Source organism: Pseudonocardia sp., from assembly GCF_025465255.1.
Taxonomy (GTDB): domain Bacteria; phylum Actinomycetota; class Actinomycetes; order Mycobacteriales; family Pseudonocardiaceae; genus Pseudonocardia.
In genome coordinates this window covers 33567-53037 of record NZ_JAODNI010000108.1, presented here as the reverse complement: position 1 = coordinate 53037, position 19471 = coordinate 33567, and the positions used below count along the sequence as shown (strand labels likewise).

The window sequence follows — 19471 nt, the reverse complement described above, 5'->3', positions numbered from 1 at the left end:
GGCCATGTGAGCGACGTCCCCGTGTCACCCGAGCAGGGCAGCCCGCAGGTCACCCGGAGTGTCGTAGACGGCCGCCGCGCCTGCGCCGATCAGCTCACCCGGCTCGCCGTAGCCCCAGCCCGCGCCGAGGCAGGAGAGCCCGTGCGCGCGGGACCCCACGACGTCGTGCAGCCGGTCGCCCACCATCACCGCGTCGGGGGACGCCCCGCCGAGCCGGCGCAGCGCCTCGCCGACCACCGCGGCCTTGGAGGGGCGCTGCGCGTCCACGGTGTCCCCGGTGATCGTCTCGAAGAGCTCGGTCCAGCCCTGGTTCTCGAGGATGGCGCGGGCGGCCGGCTCGGCCTTGCTGGTGGCCAGCGCCAGCCGCGTGCCCGCGGCGACCAGCGCGCGGAGCAACTCGTCGATGCCGGGATAGGGGGTGGACTTCAGGAGGCCGTGCTCGCGGTAGCGCTGCCGGTAGACGGGCAGGACCCGCGCGGCCGCCTCCTCGCCGACGATCGGCGGGAGGGACTCGTAGAGGGGCGGGCCCAGGAGCTTCGTGCCGATCGCGTCGCCGGGCCAGGTGAGGCCGAGCTCGTCGAAGGACTCCTCGAGGGTGCCGAGGATGCCGGGGGCGGAGTCGACGAGGGTGCCGTCGAGGTCGAGGAAGACAGTTCTTGTCACGGAGGGCATTCTCCCGGAACAGGACCGCCGGACCGGTGTCGTACGGTCCTTCCATGACCAGCACCACCCTCTTCGGGCCGCTCTACGGTGCGGCCCGGGTCGACCGGACCCTCGACGACGCGGCCTGGATCCGGGCGCTGCTCGAAGTCGAGGTCGCGCTGTCCCGGGCCGCCGCCGGGCACGGGGTGGTCCCGCCCGCGCACGCCGAGGTGATCGCCGCGGCGGCCGAGGACCTCAAGATCGACGTCGACGAGCTGGGCGCGGCCGCCGTCGAGGGCGGGAACCCGGTGATCCCCCTGGTCCGGCTCCTGCGGTCCGCTACCGGAGGGGACGTGGCGAAGGCCGTGCACCCGGGCGCCACCAGCCAGGACGTCATGGACACCGCGCTGGTGCTGCTCGTCCGCCGGGCGTCGGAGGTCGTGCTGGAGGACCTCCGCGCCGCCGCCGACGCCGCCGCCCGGCTCGCCGCCGCGCACCGGGACACCCCGATGATCGCGCGCACGCTGGGCCAGCAGGCGTTGCCGAGCACGTTCGGCCTGGTCGCGGCCGGGTGGTGCGCCGGGTTGGACCGGGCCCGGGTGCGGTTGCGCGCGGTCGTCGACGTGCTGCCGGTGCAGTTCGGCGGGGCCGCCGGCACGCTCGCGGCGCTGCACCCGCACGGACCGGCCGTCGCGGACTCCCTGGCGGACGCGCTCGGCCTGGCCCGGCAGGGCGTCCCGTGGCACACCGAACGCACCCGGGTCGGGGAGCTGGCCGGGGCGCTCGGCGTCGCGGCGGGGGCGTGCGCGAAGCCTGCGACGGACGTCGTGCTGCTGGCCGGGACCGAGCTGGGGGAGGTGTCCGAGGCGGCGCCGGGGGACTCGTCGTCCATGCCGCACAAGCGGAACCCGATCGCGGCGGTGACGGCGCGGGCGTCCGCGCGGCGGGCGCCGGGGCTGGTCGCGACGCTGCTGGCCGCGATGGACCACGAGCACCAGCGGGCCGCCGGGCCGTGGCACGCGGAGTGGCAGACGCTCACGGACCTGCTGCGCGCCACCGGTGGCGCGGCCTCGCGGCTGCGGGTCTGTCTGGAGGGGCTGGCCGTGCATCCCGACGCGATGGCGCGGAACCTGGCGTTGACGTCGCCGGCGGAGGCGCCGCACCACGCGGGCGAGCTGGTGGACCGGGTCCTGGAGGCGCGGTGAACGAGCTGGACGTGATCATCCGGTACTACGACGGCTGCAGCGCCGGGGACGTCGATCTGCTGATGTCCACGCTGCATCCGGAGGTCGTGCACTGGTTCCTCGCGCCGAACCTCGGCTCCGCACCGGTCCACGGGGGCGAGCACCTCGCCCGGTACTGGCGGAAGGTCCAGGCGAGGATCGACGCCCGATGGGTGGTCGACCATGCGCTCACCGGCCCGGCCGAGGCCGTGATCGAGTGGACGATGTTCTGGCGGCCCGAGGGATCCGCGGAGCGGGTCGCGACGCGCGGCGCCGAGTGGTTCACCTTCTCCGACGGGCTGATCCACGAGATCCGCTCCTACTATCAGCAACGTCCGGGGACGACCGAGCTCGACGGCTTCCCCTACGCCGAACGGGGGTACTCGGTGAGCGGATCCGAACGCAGCGCCCTGCACCCCGCCGACGGAAGCTCGTGAGCAGCCCCGAGACCCCCCTTCACCTCGCGGCCGAGATCGGCGGGGCGGGCCGTCATCCCGGGGCGTGGCGGCTGCCCGGCGCGGACGTGCCGGGCCTGGTCGACGCCGCGCCCCACGTCCGGCTCGTCCGGACGGCGGCCCGGGGCGGGCTGGACCTGGTCGCGATCAGGGACTCGTTCGTCCCGCCCTCGGGGGACCCGGACGAGCTGGGGGACTCGCTCGACGCGGTGGCGATCGCCGCGCGGGTCGCCCCGGTCGTCCCGGGAATCGGGCTGGTCCCGGCCGTCACGGTCACCCACACCGAGCCCTTCCACGTGCAGAAGGCGATCGCGACGCTGGACCTCGTGTCGTCCGGCCGCGCGGGCTGGGAGGTCGCCGTCTCCCGGACACCCGAGGAGGCCGATCTGTTCGGCCGCCGGAGTGCCGCGCCGGTGTCCGAGCTGTGGCTCGAGGCGGCCGAGGTGATCGAGGCCGTCCGGCTGCTGTGGGACTCGTGGGAGGACGACGCGGTGATCCGCGACGCGGCCACCGGTCGTTACGTGGACCGGGACAAGCTGCACTACGTGGACTTCGAGGGCGAGTTCTTCTCCGTGAGGGGCCCGTCGATCACGCCGCGCTCGCCGCAGGGCCAGCCGCTGGTCGTCGTGCGGGCGGACGATCCGGAGGCCCTGGTCGTCGCGGCGCGGCACGCGGACGTCGTGCGGATCTCGGCGCCGGGCATCGCGCAGGCCACCACCGCCCGCCTCGACGTCCAGGCCGCGGCCGCCGAGGCGGGCCGGGACCCGTCGGGGATCACCGTGTTGCTGGACGTCGAGGTCCTGCTCGGGGAGACGGACGCCGAGGCCCGGAAGGAGCTCGCCCGGCTGGAGGCGCTTACGCCGGGGCCCGATCCGGAGGGGATCAGGCACGTCGGGACCCCCGGGGGACTGGCCGCGCTGATCGGGGAGGTCGTGCGGGCGCACGCTGCGGACGGCGTGACCTTCGTGCCGCTGGCCCTGCCGAGCGGCCTGGACGCGATCGTCGACGGGGTGGTCCCGCTGCTGGTCGGGGCGGGCGCGCGGCCCGGGACGCCGAGTTCCGGCACACTGCGGGAACGATTCGGGCTGCGCCGGCCGGCCGGCCGCCATGCCGGGGAGGTGCGGGCATGAGCCGCAAGCAGGTCCATCTCGCCGCCCACTTCCCGGGCGTCAACAACACCACCGTCTGGAGCGACCCGGCGTCCGGCAGCCAGACGGACTTCGCCTCGTTCGTGCACTTCGCGCAGGCCTCCGAACGCGGCCTGTTCGACTTCGTGTTCCTCGCCGAGGGCCTCCGGCTGCGCGAGCACCGCGGGAGGATCCACGATCTCGACGTCGTCGGGCGGCCGGACACGCTCACCGTGCTCAACGCGCTCGCCGCCGTCACCGAGCGGGTCGGGCTCGCCGGGACGATCAACACGACGTTCAACGAGCCCTACGAGCTGGCCCGTCAGTTCGCCTCGCTGGACCACCTCTCCGGCGGCCGCTCCGCGTGGAACCTCGTGACCAGCTCGGACGCGTTCACCGGGGAGAACTTCCGCCGCGGCGGGTTCCTGAAGCCCGAGCAGCGCTACGAGCGGGCGGGGGAGATGCTCGAGGCCGCGAAGGCGTTGTGGCTCAGCCGCGCCCCCGAGGTCGGGAGCGAGGCGCCGGTCGTCGGGTACGCGAGCAGCCAGTTCTCCTTCCGAGGCCGGTTCTCCGTGCCGCGCAGCCCGCAGGGGCATCCGGTGCTGATCCAGTCCGGGGACTCGGAGCAGGGCCGCGAGTTCGGCGCCGCCACCGCGGACGCGATCTTCTCCCGGCACAGCACCGTCGAGGCCGGCCAGGAGTTCTACCGGAACATGAAGGACCGGCTGCCGCGCTACGGCCGCGTCGACACCGACCTGACGATCCTGCCCGCCGCCACGTTCGTGCTGGGGGACACCCCGGCGGACGCCGCGGAGAACGCCGAGCGGATCCGGCACGAGCAGGTGTCCCCTCAGACGGCGATCGCGTTCCTCGAGCAGGTCTGGGGCCGGGACCTCTCGGCCTACGACCCGGACGGCCCGCTCCCGGACGTCGACCCGGACCCGGAGAACGTGAACATCACCCGCGGCCGGGTCCGGCACGAGCGGGACACGGCGAAGCTCGCGCGGGAGTGGCGGGAGCTGGCCGGGTCCAAGAACCTCTCGATCCGCGAGCTGATCGTCGAGACGACGGCGCGGCACTCGTTCGTCGGGACGCCGAAGCAGGTGGCGGAGCAGATCGACGAGGCGGTCCAGGCGGACGCGAGCGACGGCTTCATCCTGATCCCGCACCTCGTCCCGACGGGCATGGACGCGTTCGTGGACAGGGTGATCCCGGAGCTCCAGGACCGCGGCAGCTACCGCACCGAGTACACCGGTCCCACCCTGCGGGACCACCTCGCCCTCCCGTACCCCACCTGATCCCCGCGAGTCGGCGCTCCTGGTTCGCCGAGTCGCGGATCGCGGCACCCGAGGCCTCGACGCTCGCCGACGGGGAGCCGCCCGGTAGCCGCGGACCGTGGCCCGGAGGTGGTCAAATGGCGGCGCGGCTGGCTACGGCGGGCGGTACGGCGAGCGACGCCGCCGTGCGGCTGAGCGCACGACTCGTGCACACGTGGAGCGCGACGTCCGCGTCCGGATCGCCTCGACATGATCACCACGGCGGACCGATTTCAGCCGTGCACGGCTGATTTCGGTCGGCGTGGCGATCATGGCGCGCGCCGGACCTGCGTGTTGTAGCGGCGCTGCTCGCCACGCAGGTAGGCCGCGACTCGGATGCACCAGGAGCGGGACTCGCGGGCACGGGGCCGCGACTCGCAGGCCCTGGAGCACGACTCGCAGGCCCTGGAGCACGACTCGCGGGTCTTGGAGCGCGACTCGCGCGTACGTAGAGCGCGACTCGCGCGTACGCAGAGCGCGACTCGCGGCGTCGTGGGGCGCGACTCGCGGGGGCCCGGGGCACAATCCCGCGGGAACGGCTGTGGTGACGCGGCAGGATGTCCGCGTGGTGGAGCGGGTGTTGTCGTGGGGCGAGCTGAACCGGGCGCTGCTGGCCCGGCAGCTCCTGCTGGAACGATCCGAGCTCGCGCCGGCCAAGGCCGTGGAGCGGGTCGGCGGGCTGCAGACGCAGTACGCGCCGTCCGGCTACGTGGGGCTGTGGTCCCGACTCGCCGCTTCCGGCGTGCGGACTTCACGGCTGCGCTGACCGGCGGCACGATCGTCCCCTCCCGCGGGCGCACGTGTACGGGCTGGCCGGTGGCCGGCTGACGCGCCCGGTCGCGCTCGAGCCGGCCCAGGAGCTGCTGGTCACCCGCTGCCTGCGCGGGTTCGGGCCGGTGTCGGCGAAGGGCGTCTCCCGGTACGCGGGCTGGACGATCGGCGAGGCCCCGCGCCGCACTGCAGCGGATGACGCTGCGCCGGTTCCGGGATCCGGACGGCGGCGAGCTGCTCGACCTGCCGCGCGCCCCCTCCCGGCGGCGGACACCCCGGCGCCCGTCCGGTTCCTGTCCACCTTCGACGCCGCGCTCCTGCTCGGGCACGCCACCCGCGCCCGGATCCTGCCGGCGGAACACCGGGAGAAGGTCTTCCACACCCGCATGCCGCAGTCCGTACCGACCTTCCTGGTCGACGGCCGGGTGGCCGCACCTGGCGGTACACGGACGGCCAGGTCGTGCCCGAGCCGTTCGACGACCTCCCGGGGCCGGTGCGCCGGGAAATCGACGAGGAGGCGGAGCGCCTGACGGCCTTCTACGACACGTGAGCGCCGGCCCGGCATGCGCTGCTCCCGCGCGGGCAGTCGGGCGGGTAGGCCTGGCCGCGTCTCCGCAGCTCACGCCGGGTCGTGCGCGTGGGATCTCGTTCTAGCGATGTTTTACGCACACAGGGCTACACGCGCAGTCGGTACTCGACGTCGGCCGGCGAGTCGGGCAGCGCCCGCAGGTCCGCGACCAGGCGTTCCCGGTCCATGTCGACGGGCGCCGGTCCGGCGAACACGCCTCCGAGGGACGCCGCTGGACGGAACTGGTCGAGGCGGAAGGGGCGGCGACCGGTGCGGTGACCCCTGACGGCGAGGAAGACGAGCAGGGCGACGGCGGCGAGGGCGAGAATTGTTGCGGTCATGGCAGTAAGTTTCTGCTCATCTACTTCCTGCCAGAAGTGGCGGAGAAGTCACTCTACGAAAAGATGCTGCCAGTATGCTGGCGCCATGCTGCGGAGCGTCGCCGTTCTCGTCCTGCCCGAGCTCGCCGTGTTCGAGTTCGGTGTGCTGTGCGAGGTCTTCGGCCTGGACCGCTCGGACGACGGCCTCCCGGTCCTGGACTTCCGGGTGTGCGGGCAGGTCGCCGACGAGCCGATCGGCACCACGGCCGGTGTCGACGTCACGCCGAAGTACGGGCTCGACGGGCTGCGCGGGGCCGATCTCGTCGCCATCCCGGCCACCCGGATGCGCGAGTTCCCCGAGGAGGTCCTCGACGCGCTGCGGCAGGCCGAGGCGGACGGCGCGACACTGCTCACGGTCTGCTCCGGCGTCTTCGTACTGGCCGCGGCGGGCATCCTGGACGGCCGCAACTGCGCTGCGCACTGGCACAGCGTCGAGGAGCTTCGCGCCCGGTACCCGCAGGTCACCGTCGACCCGGACGTCCTCTACGTCGACGACGGCAACCTGATCACCAGTGCCGGCACGGCCGCGGGTATCGACGCGTGCCTGCACCTCGTCCGCCGCGAGCTCGGCAGTGCGGTGGTGAACGGGATCGCCCGCAGGATGGTCGTCCCGCCCCAGCGCGAGGGCGGGCAGCGGCAGTTCATCGAGCGCCCGCTCCCGGAGTGCTCGGCGGACTCCCTCGGCCCGGTCCTGGACTGGATGCTCACCCACCTCGACGTCGAGCACTCCGTCGCGGACCTCGCCCGCCGCGCCGCGATGTCCGAGCGGACCTTCGCCCGTCGCTTCACCACCGAGACCGGCACGACGCCGCACCGCTGGCTCACCCGCCAGCGCGTCCTGCATGCCCGTCGGCTGCTGGAGGACACCGATCTCGGGGTCGACGCCGTCGCCGCACGCTGCGGGTTCGGCTCGGCGACCTTGCTGCGCCACCACTTCCGCAAGGTCGTCGGCGTCGCGCCGGCGGGCTACCGGCGCACCTTCCGCAGCAACGAACGGGACGCACTCCCGGCGTGACGCGCGGCACGTCGCGCCCGGCTCGTGGGGCGCGGTGTCGCAGGATGGCCGGATGGAACCCGACGTCGGGACGGCACTGCCGCCGGCCCCTCACGCCGCGCTCGACGAGCCGACCGCCTCTGCGCGCGACGGCTTCGACGACGTCCCGCTGCTCTCGTCGCGGTTCGCCCGCTCGCCCGTCGAGGGCGGCACGGGACTGTCCGCGGTCGAGATCGACCGCGGCCGGGTCCTGCTCCGGGTCCCGCTCGGCCCCGGCACGCTCGACTCGACCGGCCGCGTCAGCGCCCTGGTGACCTCGGTCGCCGTCGACACCGCGCTCGGCATCGCCGTGCACACGTTCACCTCGACGCGGTCCGGCGGGCCCACCGTGGAACTGCGCGTCGACCACCACGCGCCGCCCGCGGCCGGGGCGAGCTGCCTGCTCGTCGAGGGCGTCGGCGTCCACGAGGACCGGACCTGCGGCGTCGGCCACGTCTCGGTCCGGGACGATCTCGGCACCCTCATCGCGCACGCCGCCGGCACGATGGTCGTCGACCCGTTGTCGATCGGGCAGCACCGCGGGTTCTGGAAGGACTTCACCGGCGTTCCGAAACTCGATCTCACGGCCCTCCCGCCCGGCCTGGACGGCACCACCACCAGCACGGACCCGGCCGAGCTACGCCTCCCGCTCAGCCCGTCGATCGCGAACCTGCGCGGCGACGTGCACGGCGGCATGGTCATGGCGATCGCCCACGCGGCCCAGGCGCGCCTCGCGGCCGCCCACCCGGCCCCGTCCCGCCCGCTGACGACCACCGTCGACTACCTGCGCCCGGTTCCGCTGAGCGGCGAGCTGACCTGTCGCTCGACCGTCGTCCGGGACGGCCGGCGCTTCCGGACGGTCCGCACGGAGCTGGTCCGCGACGACGGGAAGATCGCCGCCACGGCCACCGGAACGGTCGTGGTACTCCCGAACGACTGATCGGCGGGTGATAATCGCCCCCGCAGGAGACACCACAGCAGAACAGACCGACGCGCACCCACCACCACCGCCGCGAAGCAGGTCGACACCCCTGAGGCCGGCCCTCGCGGCACGCACGTCACGCGACGTGAGGAGCGACAATTGACGTCATCTCTGCCCCCGATCCCGAACGCCCCGCCCGAACGCCCCCGGGTGGCGGTGATCGGCGCGGGACCCTCCGGCCTCTACGCGGCCGCGGCGCTGCTCGCCTCGGACGTCACCCCGGTCGACGTCGACGTGCTCGACCGCCTGCCCGCGCCGTACGGCCTGGTCCGCTACGGCGTCGCGCCCGACCACGTGAAGATGAAGTCCGTGATCCGGGTGCTGCAGCGGCCCTTCGCCGACGGGTCCAGGGTCCGGTTCCTCGGGAACGTCGCGGTGGGTGAGAACGGCATCCCGCTGGACGTCCTGCGCGAGCACTATCACGCGGTCGTCCACGCCACGGGGAGCTCGCTGGACCGGGACCTCGGCATCCCGGGGGAGGAGCTCGCGGGCAGCCACGGCTCCGGCGCGTTCGTCAGCTGGTACTGCGGCCACCCCGACGCCACGGTGCTGGAGCCGCTGCTGGACAGCCCGGGCGTGGTCGTGGTGGGCGCGGGCAACGTGGCCCTGGACATCGCACGGGTGCTGGCCCGCGCGCCCGCCGAGATGGCCACCACGGACGTCCCCGAGCACGTGCTCGCCACGCTCCGGCGCAGCGCCGTCCGCGACGTGCACGTGGTGGTCCGCCGCGGCCCGCAGCACGTGCGCTTCACCCCGGCCGAGCTCCGGCAGATCGGCGAGCTCGACGACGTCGACGTCCTGGTGCACGACGACGGCCTCCTCGCGGCCGGGGTCGAGGAGCCCGAGGACCGCCGGCAGAAGCAGAACCTGGAGATGCTGACGGCGTGGGCCGGGAACGAGCCCGGGACCGCGAGCCGCCGCATCCACCTGCACTTCCTGCGCTCGCCCGTGCGGCTGGAGGGCGCGGGCGGCCGGGTCGAGCACGTCGTCCTGGAGCGCAACGAGGTCCGCGACGGGAAGGTCCTCGGCACCGGCGAGCAGGAGACGGTCGACGCCGGCCTCGTCGTCCGCGCCATCGGCTACAGCGGCGAGCCCATCCCGGGCCTGCCCTTCGACCAGGAGAACGGGGTCGTGCCCAACGACGGCGGCCGGGTCGTCCGGGACGGGGTCCCGGTGCCGGGGTCCTACGTCACGGGGTGGATCAAGCGTGGGCCGACCGGGGTGATCGGGACCAACAAGCACGACGCCCTCGAGACCGTCGAGAAGCTGCTGGAGGACCTGGCGGAGCTGCCCGAGGCCCGGTACCCGGACCGGGACGCGATCTTCGAGCGGTTCGCCGAGTACGGCGTCGAGCCCGTGACCTGGGACGACTGGCTCAATCTCGACGCGGAGGAGATCCGGCTCGGCGAGGTGCGCGGGGGAGCGGAGCGGGTCAAGGTCGCCGGGCTCGACGCGATGCTCGACGCGTGCCGGAGCGCTGCGGTCCGCTAGAGCGACCCGGACACGCGGAACCCCCGCCAGGTCGAGCCGGGCGGGGGCTCCGGTGGGTACGGCGGATGCCGAGGTGTGGGGGACGATCTAGTACGGGTCGACCGAGACGACCGGCGCGAGCGCGCGGAGCTGGGAGGCGAACGCGTCCGCCTCGAACGCCGTCATCGAGACCGTGCAGGTGACCGTGCTGTAGGTGACGCCCTCCCGGACGTCGACGGCGAACTCACGGACCAGGTGTCCGCAGCTCTGCAGCTCCGCGGCGACGCAGAGGGCGCCGTTCATGCCGTCCGAGGCGATGATGGTGTGCCGGCGCAGGATCCGCGCGGCGATGTCGCTCGTGCGGGGCTGGTCCAGGGTGATGCTCATGGCGGGAGTGCTCCAGAAGGGCTCGGGTGCGAAAGGGCTCGCGAGCCAGGTCTCGAAAGGTGGTGATGGCCGCCTCGGGGAGGGCGACGGGCGCGACGGTGGCCTGGCTCAACCGGCGCGCCGGGCTACTACCGCCCCGGCACGCGCAAGGAGAAGCTCACGACGTCGCACGCGTCCGACTGTAGCAGCGATCACTCCGGAGCGGGTACCAGCGGGTAGGAAGCACGCGCCGGGACGAGAAGGGCCCCACCGGCGCTGCCGGTGGGGCCCTTCTCCGCTCGGGTGGGAGCGTCAGTCCGTGCTGTCCTTCGGGCGGCCCGCCTCCGGGCGGCCGGCCAGCTCGAGCCGTTCCTGGCGCGTCTTGAGCGCCTCGAGCTCCTCGTGGTGGGCCTCGGCGCGGGCCTTCGCCAGCGCCTCGGTCTCCTCCAGCGGGTCCGGCCCGACCAGGGAGCCCACGACGGGTGTGCCGCCGGAACCGAGCTGGTTCATCCGCTTGGGCACCGGGGCGCCCTGGTACTCGAGCGGGATCGCGTGCCCGTGCTCGTCGACGCCACCGAGGGGCTGGTGCACCTCGATGAACTCGCCGTGCGGCAGCCGCTTGATGACACCCGTCTCGATGCCGTGCTCCAGGACCGCGCGGTCCGCCTTCTGCAGACCGATGCAGAGCCGGTAGGTCACCCAGTAGGCGAGCGGCGGCAGCACCAGGATCCCGATGCGGCCCGCCCACGTCGTCGCGTTGAGCGAGACGTGGAAGAAGTACGCGATCCAGTCGTTGATGCCGCAGAGCACCAGCCAGGTGTAGAAGGTGATGGCCATGACGCCGAGCGAGGTCCGCACCGGGACGTCACGCGGGCGCTGCAGCAGGTTGTGCAGCGCGTTGTCCCCGGTCATCTTCCGCTCGATCGACGGGTAGAAGCCCGCGACGACGAACAGCACCGGGAGGAACGCGACCGTGGCCCAGAACGCCGCCGGGATCGTGTAGCGGCCGAACAGGTAGATCTCCCACGGCGGGAAGATGCGCGCCATGCCCTCGCTGAAGAGCATGTACCAGTCCGGCTGCGAACCCGCCGAGACGTGCGACGCGTCGTAGGGGCCGAGGTTCCAGATGCCGTTGATCTGGAAGAGGCCACCCAGCATCGCGACCACACCGGCGGTGACGGCGAAGAACGCACCGCCCTTGGCCGCGAACGCCGGGAGGATCCGGACGCCGACCACGTTGTTCTCGGTGCGACCGGGCCCGGGGTACTGGGTGTGCTTCTGGTACCAGACCAGGCCCAGGTGCACGCCGATCAGCGCGAGCAGGATGCCCGGCAGCAGGAACACGTGGACGATGTAGAGCCGCGGAATGATCTCCATGCCCGGGAACTCGCCGCCGAAGAGCAGCCAGTGCGCCCAGGTGCCGATGACCGGGATCGACAGGATGAAGCCCGAGGCGATCCGCAGGCCGATGCCCGAGAGCAGGTCGTCCGGCAGCGAGTAGCCGGTGAAGCCCTCCATCATGCCCATGAAGATCAGCAGGATGCCGATGATCCAGTTCGTCTCGCGCGGCTTGCGGAACGCGCCGGTGAAGAACGTCCGGAACATGTGGGCGACCATCGAGGCGACGAACAGCAGCGCCGCCCAGTGGTGCACCTGGCGGACGAAGAGCCCGCCGCGGACCTCGAAGGAGATGTTCAGCGCGCTCTCGTACGCCCGCGACATGTGCACGCCGCGGAGGTTGTCGAACGGGCCGTCGTAGACGACCTCGACCATCGAGGGGTCGAAGAACAGCGCGAGGTACGTGCCCGAGACCAGCAGGATGATGAAGCTGTAGAGCGCGACCTCCCCGAGCATGAACGACCAGTGCGTCGGGAAGACCTTGTTGAACTGCTTGCGCAGGCCGGCGGCGGGGTGCAGCCGCTGGTCCAGCTCGTCGAGTCCGACGGCGGCCTTGCCGGCGAACCCGCCCGAGGACGTGGTGGATGTGGTGAGGGCGCTCATGGCCTCCGCTCCCAGAATGCCGGGCCGACTGCTTCAGAAAAGTCATTACGCGCCACGAAGTACCCCTGGGAGTCCACCGTGATCGGTAGCTGCGGGAGCGCGCGGGTGGCCGGCCCGAAGACCGGGCGGGCGTACTCGGCGGCGAGGAACTGCGACTGGTGGCAGGGACACAGGATGCGGTTGTCCTGCGACTGGTACAGCGACGCCGGGCAGCCGAGGTGCGTACAGATCTTCGAGAACGCGTAGAAGTCCCCGTAGTTGAAGTCCTCCTGGCCAGCCCGCTTGACGGTCGGCGTGCCGGGGCGCAGGCGGATCAGCATGACCGGGGCGTCCGAGGCGCGCTGTGCGTGCAGCAGAGCCTCCTCGTTGCCCCGCTCCGACTCGCGGTACGGGAACACGGTCTCCATCGAGCCCGGTTCCATGTCCTCGGGGCGGACCCGGGAGATCTCGGTCAGGATCCCGGTGTCCCGGCGCAGGTAGACGGTCTCGCCGTTCTCGGGCCGCCAGGGGGTGACCCACAGCGCCGCGTCGTTGCCGCCCTTCCACGGGTTGCGGATCATCGGGCCCAGGGCCGCGACGCCGAGCCCGAGGCCGAACAGGCCGGCCGCCGCGCCCGCGGAGCGGGTGATGAGCTTGCGCCGGGCGATACCGGTGTCCTTGCCCGCCGCGGTGATCTGCGCCATCACGGTGCGCCGGTCCACCTCGGGGGAGCGGCCGTCGTGCCGCTGCTGGACCGACACCTCGTCCGGGAAGAACTTCTTGACGTACGCGACGACGCCGATGCCCAGCGCGAGCACGGCGAGGCCGAACAGGAACCCGACGACCGGGGTGTACAGCGAGTACATCGTGTAGCCGGGCTCGTACGGGCTGACGTACTGGTGCGGCCACGCGATGAACGCGACGACGAAGCCGAGGCCCGCCAGCGCCGACAGCACGAACCAGGCGGCGACGGCCCGCTCGGCCCGCTTCTCCGCCCGGGTGCCCTTGATGGGCCATTTGTCCCCGTTGTGGACGACGTCGACGTCGTCGAGCTCAGCCGCCAGGCGGGCGAGCTGCTCCGGCGTCATCGCATCCAGTTCCTCCTGGGAGGGGGTGCGGGGCCCGGTGTCGCTCGAGGCGCTCAATTCTTCGCTCCCAACCACATTGCGAAACCGATGACCGCGGTCAGACCGACGACGAAGATGATGACTCCTTCGGACGTCGGGCCGAGGCCTCCGAGCGGGTTGCCGCCCGGGTTGTTGTTGCCGTTCGTCACCGACTTGACGTAGGCGATGATGTCCTTCTTCTCGCCCGGCGTGAGCTGCCGGTCCGCGAACTTCGGCATGTTCTGCGGGCCGGTGAGCATCGCGGTGTAGATCTGCTCCTCCGACGCCGGGTCGAGCGAGGGGGCGTACTTGCCCGAGGACAGCGCGCCGCCCACCCCGACGAAGTTGTGGCAGGACGAGCAGTTGAGCCGGAAGAGCTGGCCGCCGCGGGCCGGGTCGTCGCCGCGCAGGGCGACGCCGGTCTGGGCCGGGACCTGCGGGCCGCCGCCGTTGGCGTCGACGAAGGCACCGAGGGCGTCGAGGTTGTGCCGGCCCTCCTCGGTGTTCGGGTCGAACTGCGGCAGCGGCGCCTTGCGCATCGCCTGGGCCTCCTGGCGGGCCAGCGGCATGCGGCCGGAGGAGACCTGGAAGTACGTGGCCGCGTCACCGACGCCGACGAGGCTCGGGCCGCGGTTCTCCACGCCCTGCAGGTTCGCGCCGTGGCAGGTGATGCACGCGTTGTTGTAGTACAGCTGCTGGCCCTGGGCCACGAGTGCCGCATTGTCCTGCGCGACCGCCTGCTGGGGCTCCGGCTTGACGACGTCGTAGCCGACGCCGACGGCGAGCAGGCCGATCCCGATGGCGAGCGCGCCCGCGAACCGGCGGCGGAACTTGCCGTGCGGCCGCCGGTTCCGGGGCGCGGGTGGCGGGCTGGATTCGGTCGTCTGACTCGTCATGGTCGGCGTCTAACCCTCACGGTCGTGGCGGTGAAGTCCGGGAAGCAACGGGGTCTAGCGGATGAAGTAGATGACGGCGAACAGGCCGATCCACACGACGTCGACGAAGTGCCAGTAGTAGGACACGACGATCGCGGCGGTGGCCTGGGCCGGGGTGAACTTGCTGAGCTTCGTCCGGATCAGCAGGTAGACGAACGCCAGCAGGCCGCCCGTCACGTGCAGGCCGTGGAAGCCGGTGGCCATGTAGAAGACGGTGCCGTACGCGTTCGACGCCAGGGTGAGGCCCTCGTGGGTCACCAGGTTCCGGTACTCGTTGACCTGGCCGAGCACGAAGAACGTGCCCATCGCCAGGGTCAGGAGGTACCACCGGCGCAGGCCGAAGACGTCGCCCCGCTCCGCCGCGAACACGCCGAACTGACACGTGAACGAGGACGCGACCAGGACGATCGTCACGACCAGCGCATAGGGCACGTTCAGTTCGGTGGGTGGCGGAGGCCACTCACCGACGTTCTGCGCGCGCGCGGTGAAGTAGATCGCGAACAGCCCGGCGAAGAACATCAGCTCGCTGGAGAGCCAGACGATCGTGCCGATGCTGACCAGGTTCGGTCGGTTCAGCGAGTGGATCCGCGCGCTGATGTTGGGAGCCGCTGTCGTCACCCGGGCATTATGACCCCACGCGAACTTCTACAGCCTGTCGGGATACCGATCGGCCGCCTTCGGGTTCGTCACTCGCGCCTCCAACGGCCGGGAGGCGCTCCGGGTTCCCGGCCCTGGCCCGCGCTGTGACCCCGGTGACTAGTATCCGACGGGTGAGCAGCGCAGGTAGCGTCAGCGGCCCCGCCGACCCGTCCCGCACCTGGCGGGTCCTCGTCTTCAGCCACCGCCCCGAGGTGCGCGAGGGCATCGTCATGGCCGTCGGGCGTCGCCCCGCGCCGGACCTCGGCCGGGTGGTGTTCGAGGAGGCCGGCGGCATCGCCGAGGTCCTCGCCGCCTGCGACGCCGGCCGCGTCGACTTGGCGATCCTCGACGGCGAGGCCCAGCCGACCGGGGGCATGGGCCTGTCCCGCCAGCTCAAGAACGAGATCACCGACTGCCCCCCGATCGTGGTGACCGTGCGCCGCCGCGACGACCGGTGGCTCGCCACCTGGTCGCAGGCGGACGCCGTGCTGGTGCACCCGCTGGACCCGGTCGGCGCCGCGGAGACCGTTGCGGAGGTGCTCCGGGCCGCCGCGGCCGCGGACGCCCCGGTCGTCCGTTGACCGTGGCGGACACCCTCAGCTGGCCCGGGGTCTTGGGCCGGCTGGTCGCCCGCACGGATCTCGGCGCGGAGGACACCGCCTGGGTGATGGACCGCGTCCTGTCCGGGGAAGCGACACCGGCGCAGCTCGCGGGCTTCCTGGTGGCGCTGCGGTCCAAGGGCGAGACGTCCGCGGAGATCTCCGGCCTGGCGGACGCGATGCTCGGGCACGCGAACCGGGTCACGGTCGTCGGGCCGTCGGTGGACGTCGTCGGGACCGGTGGGGACCAGGCGAACACCGTCAACATCTCCACCATGGCGTCGATCGTCGTCGCGGCCGCGGGGGTGCCCGTCGTGAAGCACGGCAACCGGGCCGCGTCCTCGGCGTCAGGGGCGGCGGACGTGCTGGAGGCGCTCGGGATCGTCATCGACCTGTCCCCGGCCCAGGTCGCGGCGTGCGTCGCCGAGACCGGCATCTGCTTCTGCTTCGCCCCGGTCTTCCACCCGGCGATGCGGTACGCGGGCGCGCCGCGGCGCGAGATCGGCATCCCGACGGCGATGAACCTGCTCGGCCCGCTGACAAACCCGGCCCAGCCGCCCGCCGGCCTGGTCGGGTGCGCGGACGCGCGGCTGGCGCCGGTGCTGGCCGAGGTGTTCGCCGGGCGCGGGAAGTCCGTGCTGGTCGTCCGGGGCGACGACGGCCTGGACGAGCTGACGACCACGACCACCAGCGCGGTGTGGGTCGCCGGCGGCGGCGAGGTCCGCGCGGAGCGGTTCGACCCGGCCGCCCTCGGGATCCCGGCCGCGTCCCGCGAGGACCTGCGGGGCGGGGACGCCGCCGCCAACGCCACCGTGGTCCACGAGCTGCTCGCGGGGAAGAAGGATGCGGTGCGGGACGCGGTGCTGCTCAACGCCGCCGGCGCCCTCGCCGCCTACGCCGGCATCACCGGCGGCCCGCCCGCGGACCTGACGTCCGCGATCGGGGAGGGCCTGGAACGCGCCGCCGCCGCGGTGGACTCCGGGGACGCCGCGGCGCTGCTCACACGCTGGGCGAGCGTGTCGACCCGCCTCAAGGGCTAGGAGCCGCTCGGGTGCCTCCGCGCGCGTCCGGACGCGCGCGGAGGAACCCGGACACGAGCGTCCGGCGGGGCCGCGGGTCCGAGAGTCGGCGGTGGGGTCAGTCCTGGCCGACGGAGAAGGTCGCGTCCGTGTCCGCGCGGGAGTAGGAGCGGAAGGCGATGTGGGTGTCCGTACGGCGGACGCCCTCGACCTTGCTCACCCCGCCCGCGATGACCTCCGCCAGCTCCTCGTGCTCCCGGACCTTCACGACGGCGATCAGGTCGACGTCCCCGGCGCACGAGTAGACCTCGTCGACGCCCTTCAGGTTCGCGATCGCCTGGGCGGTCTCCGGGATGCGGTCTGCGGCGGTGTGGACCAGGACGATCGCGGTGATCACGGGGGCTCCCTCCTCCTCGGTCCCCGGGCGCGAGGACCGGGGTGGACGTTAGTGCAGCCACCGTCTCGTCGTGGACGGCACGGGCTCGGCGCGCGGTACCGGGCGTTCCGACGGCGACACCTCGGCCACCGCGGTCCGGCCGGCGTCCGTGCCCTCCCGTGCCCGTCGGGCCCACGACCCCCAGCCCGCGGCGCCGCGCGCGGGTTCGCCCCACGGCGGGTCGCAGTGCACGAGCCGGGTCCCGCCGCTGGTCAGCCAGCGGTAGAGCAGCCGGGTCTCCTCGGCCGGGGCCCCGCGCAGCGGGCCGTCCGCGGGGAGGATCGTCTGCGCCCCGGTCCGCAGCGCCCCGACCACGGGCATCGGGGCGACGCCGCGGCGCGCGACGTCCGCGGCCGCGAGCCGCCCGTAGCGGATCACCGCCAGCTCCCAGCCCCCGCGGCCGTCCGGCCGGGCGCCGACCAGCTCGGGCTGCGCGGCGAGGGCGGCGAGGCTCTGCCGGCGCTCCAGGGCCTCGATCAGGGCGGCGAGCCGGTCCCGGCGCTCCGCGGCCCGCTCGTAGTGCTCCTTCGCGGCCAGCTCCTCCACGCTCCCGGCCAGCGCGCGAAGCGCGGCGTCCTCCCGGCCGTCGACGAGGTCCCGCAGCGCCGCGACGGCCGGGGCGTACTCGTCCGCGGACTGCAGGCCCGCGCACGGGGCCGCACACCGGCCCAGCTCGTGTAGCAGGCACGGGGTGGCCGACGGGTTCCGGAGGGGAATCCGCTGGGTGCAGCGGCGCAGCGGCACGGCCTCCAGCAGCGTCTCGAGGGCCTCGACGGCCGAGCGGTGCGAGCGGAAGGGGCCCAGGGCGTCGTCGCGGGCACTCGTCACCACGGACAGCCGGGGGAAGGCCTCCGCCGTCGGCACGACCCACCAGGCCCGGTCCGGGTTCCGGGAGCGCCGGTTGTACTTCGGCTTGTGCGCGGCGAGCAGCCGCAGCTCCCGGACGCCGGCCTCCAGCGCGTGCGCGCACACCACGGAGTCCACCCGTTCGGCGAGGGCCACCATGTCCCGGATCCGGCTGCGCCGCTCGCCCGCGGTGAAGTAGCTGCGCACCCGCCGGCGCAGGTCACCGCTGGTGCCGACGTAGAGCACCTCGTCCCGCGGGCCGCGGAAGAGGTAGACGCCCGGAGCGGACGGGACCCGCTCGGCGAGGTGCCGCTGCTGGCGCTGGCGCTGCGTGGGCCGGTGCGGGGACGACGTCCGGGCAAGCGCGAGCAGCTCCTCCAAGCTCTGCACGCCGAGGTTGCCGATGCGCTCGAGCAGGTGGTGCAGCACCTCGACGGTGGCGCGCGCGTCGTGCAGGGCCCGGTGGTCCGGAGTGGTGCGGGTGGCGAACAGCTGGGCGAGCGCGCCGAGCCGGACGCTCGGTGCCTCGGCCCGGGACAGGACCGCCCGGGCGAGACGTGCGGTGCACAGGACCGGCGGGCGGGGCCAGTGCTGGCCGTGCCGCTCGCACGCGGAGCGGAGGAAACCGGCGTCGAACGGCGCGTTGTGGGCCACCAGCACCGAGCCGGACAGGAACTCGAGCACGCTCGGCAGCACGGCGGGCAGCCGCGGTGCCCGGGCGACCATCGCGCTGGTGATCCCGGTGAGCGCCACGATGTTCGGCGGGATGCCGACCCCCGGGTCCACGAGCGTGCCGATCTCGCCGATCCGCTCGCCGCCGCGCACCTTCACCGCGCCGATCTCGGTGATGGAGTCGCGCTCGGCGCTGCCGCCGGTGGTCTCGAGGTCCAGCACGACGAAGGTGACCTCGCGCAGGGGAGTGCCGAGCTCGTCGAACGACAGCTGGGTCTCCGACGGGAGCCGTGTTTCCGACGGGAGCTGGGGAGCGGATGCCGTCACGCCGGCGGACGCTAGGGGAGGGGGCCGACAGTTCTTCGCTCGGCGCTCAACCGGAGGCGGCCGCCGCGCTCGCCCGGGCCCACATCGTGAGGACGACGGCGACCACGAAGACCTGCACCGCGACGTCGAGGCCGGGCAGGTCCGCGACCGCGCCGCCCCGCCAGGCGCTCGCCCGGTGGACCGAGCCGACCTCGCGGCCGTCGAGGACCAGGGCCTGGTCGGAGCTCCAGAGCGACGTGCGCCGGAACTCGTGCGCCCGTCCGCCGGCCTCGACCGTCCAGTGCCGGCGGCCGACCCCGTCCGCCGTCGCCACCGGGACGTCCGAGCCGGCCTCGGTCATCCCGTAGCGGCGGCCCCGCAGGTTCGTGCGGACCTCGTACTCGCGGCCGTCGAGCGCGAACCGGCCCCCGGAGGTCCACCAGGAGGCGCTGAACGTGGTGACCTCGCGGCCGTCCGCGGTGATCAGGTGGTCACGGCCCCACAGCGTGGTGCGCTCGGCGCGGATCATGTCCCGATCCCACCACGGCCGGTGGTCCGGCGGCACCGGGACACGGTCGTTGCGGGCGTCTGCGGTGCTAC

The 19471-nt window shown here is 73.3% G+C and carries 21 protein-coding genes; 11 read left to right on the top strand and 10 right to left on the bottom strand.

The features are described 5' to 3' along the window. Positions 1 to 24: 24 nt before the first annotated feature. The gene (locus JWP64_RS12070) at positions 25 to 672 is read right to left on the bottom strand and encodes an HAD hydrolase-like protein (RefSeq protein ID WP_297495899.1); all 648 of its coding nucleotides are present in this window, start codon (positions 670 to 672) and stop codon (positions 25 to 27) included. Positions 673 to 716: 44 nt separating this feature from the next. Between JWP64_RS12070 and pcaB the strand changes: the two genes are divergently transcribed. The 6 genes from pcaB (at position 717) to JWP64_RS12040 (ending at position 6064) form a co-directional block, all read left to right on the top strand. Beyond that, positions 717 to 1847, top strand: coding sequence for a 3-carboxy-cis,cis-muconate cycloisomerase (pcaB, locus tag JWP64_RS12065; protein WP_297495898.1), 1131 nt, complete (start codon positions 717 to 719; stop codon positions 1845 to 1847). Continuing rightward, the gene (locus JWP64_RS12060; RefSeq protein WP_297495896.1) at positions 1844 to 2302 is read left to right on the top strand and encodes a nuclear transport factor 2 family protein; all 459 of its coding nucleotides are present in this window, start codon (positions 1844 to 1846) and stop codon (positions 2300 to 2302) included. Before pcaB ends, JWP64_RS12060 begins: the two co-directional genes overlap by 4 nt. Beyond that, the gene (locus JWP64_RS12055) at positions 2299 to 3450 is read left to right on the top strand and encodes an LLM class flavin-dependent oxidoreductase (protein WP_297495894.1); all 1152 of its coding nucleotides are present in this window, start codon (positions 2299 to 2301) and stop codon (positions 3448 to 3450) included. The genes JWP64_RS12060 and JWP64_RS12055 overlap by 4 nt, the downstream gene beginning before the upstream one ends. After that, positions 3447 to 4745 carry an LLM class flavin-dependent oxidoreductase gene (locus JWP64_RS12050; protein WP_297495892.1) on the top strand — a complete coding sequence of 433 codons (1299 nt, stop codon included), beginning with the start codon at positions 3447 to 3449 and terminating at the stop codon, positions 4743 to 4745. Before JWP64_RS12055 ends, JWP64_RS12050 begins: the two co-directional genes overlap by 4 nt. 562 nt (positions 4746 to 5307) lie before the next feature. After that, positions 5308 to 5529: a hypothetical protein gene (locus JWP64_RS12045; RefSeq protein ID WP_297495890.1), complete on the top strand. Its 222-nt coding sequence runs from the start codon at positions 5308 to 5310 to the stop codon at positions 5527 to 5529. 34 nt (positions 5530 to 5563) lie between these two features. Beyond that, positions 5564 to 6064: a crosslink repair DNA glycosylase YcaQ family protein gene (locus JWP64_RS12040; protein ID WP_297495888.1), complete on the top strand. Its 501-nt coding sequence runs from the start codon at positions 5564 to 5566 to the stop codon at positions 6062 to 6064. Between the two features lie 145 nt (positions 6065 to 6209). Here the strand turns inward: JWP64_RS12040 and JWP64_RS12035 are convergent, their stop codons facing one another. Next, complete coding sequence (locus tag JWP64_RS12035) at positions 6210 to 6443, bottom strand: hypothetical protein (protein ID WP_297495886.1); 234 nt, start codon at positions 6441 to 6443, stop codon at positions 6210 to 6212. A gap of 85 nt (positions 6444 to 6528) precedes the next feature. On the opposite strand from JWP64_RS12035, the gene JWP64_RS12030 reads away from it, so the two are divergent. From JWP64_RS12030 to JWP64_RS12020, 3 genes are all read left to right on the top strand, one after another. Then, positions 6529 to 7497 carry a helix-turn-helix domain-containing protein gene (locus JWP64_RS12030; protein WP_297495884.1) on the top strand — a complete coding sequence of 323 codons (969 nt, stop codon included), beginning with the start codon at positions 6529 to 6531 and terminating at the stop codon, positions 7495 to 7497. A gap of 52 nt (positions 7498 to 7549) precedes the next feature. Continuing rightward, the gene (locus JWP64_RS12025; protein ID WP_297495882.1) at positions 7550 to 8455 is read left to right on the top strand and encodes a PaaI family thioesterase; all 906 of its coding nucleotides are present in this window, start codon (positions 7550 to 7552) and stop codon (positions 8453 to 8455) included. A 141-nt stretch (positions 8456 to 8596) separates the two neighbouring features. Then, a complete protein-coding gene (locus tag JWP64_RS12020) occupies positions 8597 to 9988 on the top strand; it encodes an FAD-dependent oxidoreductase (protein ID WP_297495881.1) in 1392 nt (463 codons plus the stop codon). A gap of 87 nt (positions 9989 to 10075) precedes the next feature. Here JWP64_RS12020 and JWP64_RS12015 read toward each other — a convergent pair whose 3' ends face one another. The 5 genes from JWP64_RS12015 to JWP64_RS11995 all read right to left on the bottom strand — a co-directional run bounded on the left by JWP64_RS12015 (position 10076) and on the right by JWP64_RS11995 (position 14972). Then, positions 10076 to 10354 carry a hypothetical protein gene (locus JWP64_RS12015; protein WP_297495879.1) on the bottom strand — a complete coding sequence of 93 codons (279 nt, stop codon included), beginning with the start codon at positions 10352 to 10354 and terminating at the stop codon, positions 10076 to 10078. Positions 10355 to 10645: 291 nt separating this feature from the next. Beyond that, positions 10646 to 12334, bottom strand: coding sequence for a cytochrome bc complex cytochrome b subunit (locus JWP64_RS12010; RefSeq protein WP_297495877.1), 1689 nt, complete (start codon positions 12332 to 12334; stop codon positions 10646 to 10648). Next, entirely contained in the window at positions 12331 to 13458 is a 1128-nt protein-coding gene (locus tag JWP64_RS12005; protein ID WP_297495875.1) for a ubiquinol-cytochrome c reductase iron-sulfur subunit, read from the bottom strand. The genes JWP64_RS12010 and JWP64_RS12005 overlap by 4 nt, the downstream gene beginning before the upstream one ends. Further along, entirely contained in the window at positions 13455 to 14315 is an 861-nt protein-coding gene (locus JWP64_RS12000; RefSeq protein ID WP_297495874.1) for a cytochrome c, read from the bottom strand. The genes JWP64_RS12005 and JWP64_RS12000 overlap by 4 nt, the downstream gene beginning before the upstream one ends. 54 nt (positions 14316 to 14369) lie before the next feature. Beyond that, positions 14370 to 14972: a heme-copper oxidase subunit III gene (locus JWP64_RS11995; protein ID WP_297495872.1), complete on the bottom strand. Its 603-nt coding sequence runs from the start codon at positions 14970 to 14972 to the stop codon at positions 14370 to 14372. Between the two features lie 251 nt (positions 14973 to 15223). Here JWP64_RS11995 and JWP64_RS11990 point away from each other — a divergent pair, with 251 nt between their 5' ends. After that, entirely contained in the window at positions 15224 to 15574 is a 351-nt protein-coding gene (locus tag JWP64_RS11990) for a hypothetical protein (RefSeq protein ID WP_297495994.1), read from the top strand. Between the two features lie 2 nt (positions 15575 to 15576). Beyond that, positions 15577 to 16632, top strand: a complete 1056-nt coding sequence (gene trpD / locus JWP64_RS11985; RefSeq protein WP_297495870.1) for an anthranilate phosphoribosyltransferase — start codon at positions 15577 to 15579, stop codon at positions 16630 to 16632. Between the two features lie 97 nt (positions 16633 to 16729). Here the strand turns inward: trpD and JWP64_RS11980 are convergent, their stop codons facing one another. The 3 genes from JWP64_RS11980 to JWP64_RS11970 are packed head-to-tail and all read right to left on the bottom strand — an operon-like array spanning position 16730 to position 19436. After that, the gene (locus JWP64_RS11980; protein ID WP_297495868.1) at positions 16730 to 17008 is read right to left on the bottom strand and encodes an Lrp/AsnC ligand binding domain-containing protein; all 279 of its coding nucleotides are present in this window, start codon (positions 17006 to 17008) and stop codon (positions 16730 to 16732) included. A gap of 48 nt (positions 17009 to 17056) precedes the next feature. Further along, positions 17057 to 18892 carry a DEDD exonuclease domain-containing protein gene (locus JWP64_RS11975; protein ID WP_297495866.1) on the bottom strand — a complete coding sequence of 612 codons (1836 nt, stop codon included), beginning with the start codon at positions 18890 to 18892 and terminating at the stop codon, positions 17057 to 17059. Positions 18893 to 18938: 46 nt separating this feature from the next. Continuing rightward, complete coding sequence (locus JWP64_RS11970; protein WP_297495865.1) at positions 18939 to 19436, bottom strand: hypothetical protein; 498 nt, start codon at positions 19434 to 19436, stop codon at positions 18939 to 18941. Positions 19437 to 19471 lie beyond the last annotated feature (35 nt).

Coding starts and splice junctions, on each gene's coding strand:
- JWP64_RS12000 (WP_297495874.1), bottom strand. CDS start 14,315: ATGACGAGTCAGACGACCGAATCCAGCCCGCCACCCGCGCCCCGGAAC.
- JWP64_RS12015 (WP_297495879.1), bottom strand. CDS start 10,354: ATGAGCATCACCCTGGACCAGCCCCGCACGAGCGACATCGCCGCGCGG.
- JWP64_RS12030 (WP_297495884.1), top strand. CDS start 6,529: ATGCTGCGGAGCGTCGCCGTTCTCGTCCTGCCCGAGCTCGCCGTGTTC.
- JWP64_RS12050 (WP_297495892.1), top strand. CDS start 3,447: ATGAGCCGCAAGCAGGTCCATCTCGCCGCCCACTTCCCGGGCGTCAAC.
- JWP64_RS12010 (WP_297495877.1), bottom strand. CDS start 12,334: ATGAGCGCCCTCACCACATCCACCACGTCCTCGGGCGGGTTCGCCGGC.
- pcaB (WP_297495898.1), top strand. CDS start 717: ATGACCAGCACCACCCTCTTCGGGCCGCTCTACGGTGCGGCCCGGGTC.
- JWP64_RS12025 (WP_297495882.1), top strand. CDS start 7,550: ATGGAACCCGACGTCGGGACGGCACTGCCGCCGGCCCCTCACGCCGCG.
- JWP64_RS11990 (WP_297495994.1), top strand. CDS start 15,224: ATGGCCGTCGGGCGTCGCCCCGCGCCGGACCTCGGCCGGGTGGTGTTC.
- JWP64_RS12070 (WP_297495899.1), bottom strand. CDS start 672: ATGCCCTCCGTGACAAGAACTGTCTTCCTCGACCTCGACGGCACCCTC.
- JWP64_RS12035 (WP_297495886.1), bottom strand. CDS start 6,443: ATGACCGCAACAATTCTCGCCCTCGCCGCCGTCGCCCTGCTCGTCTTC.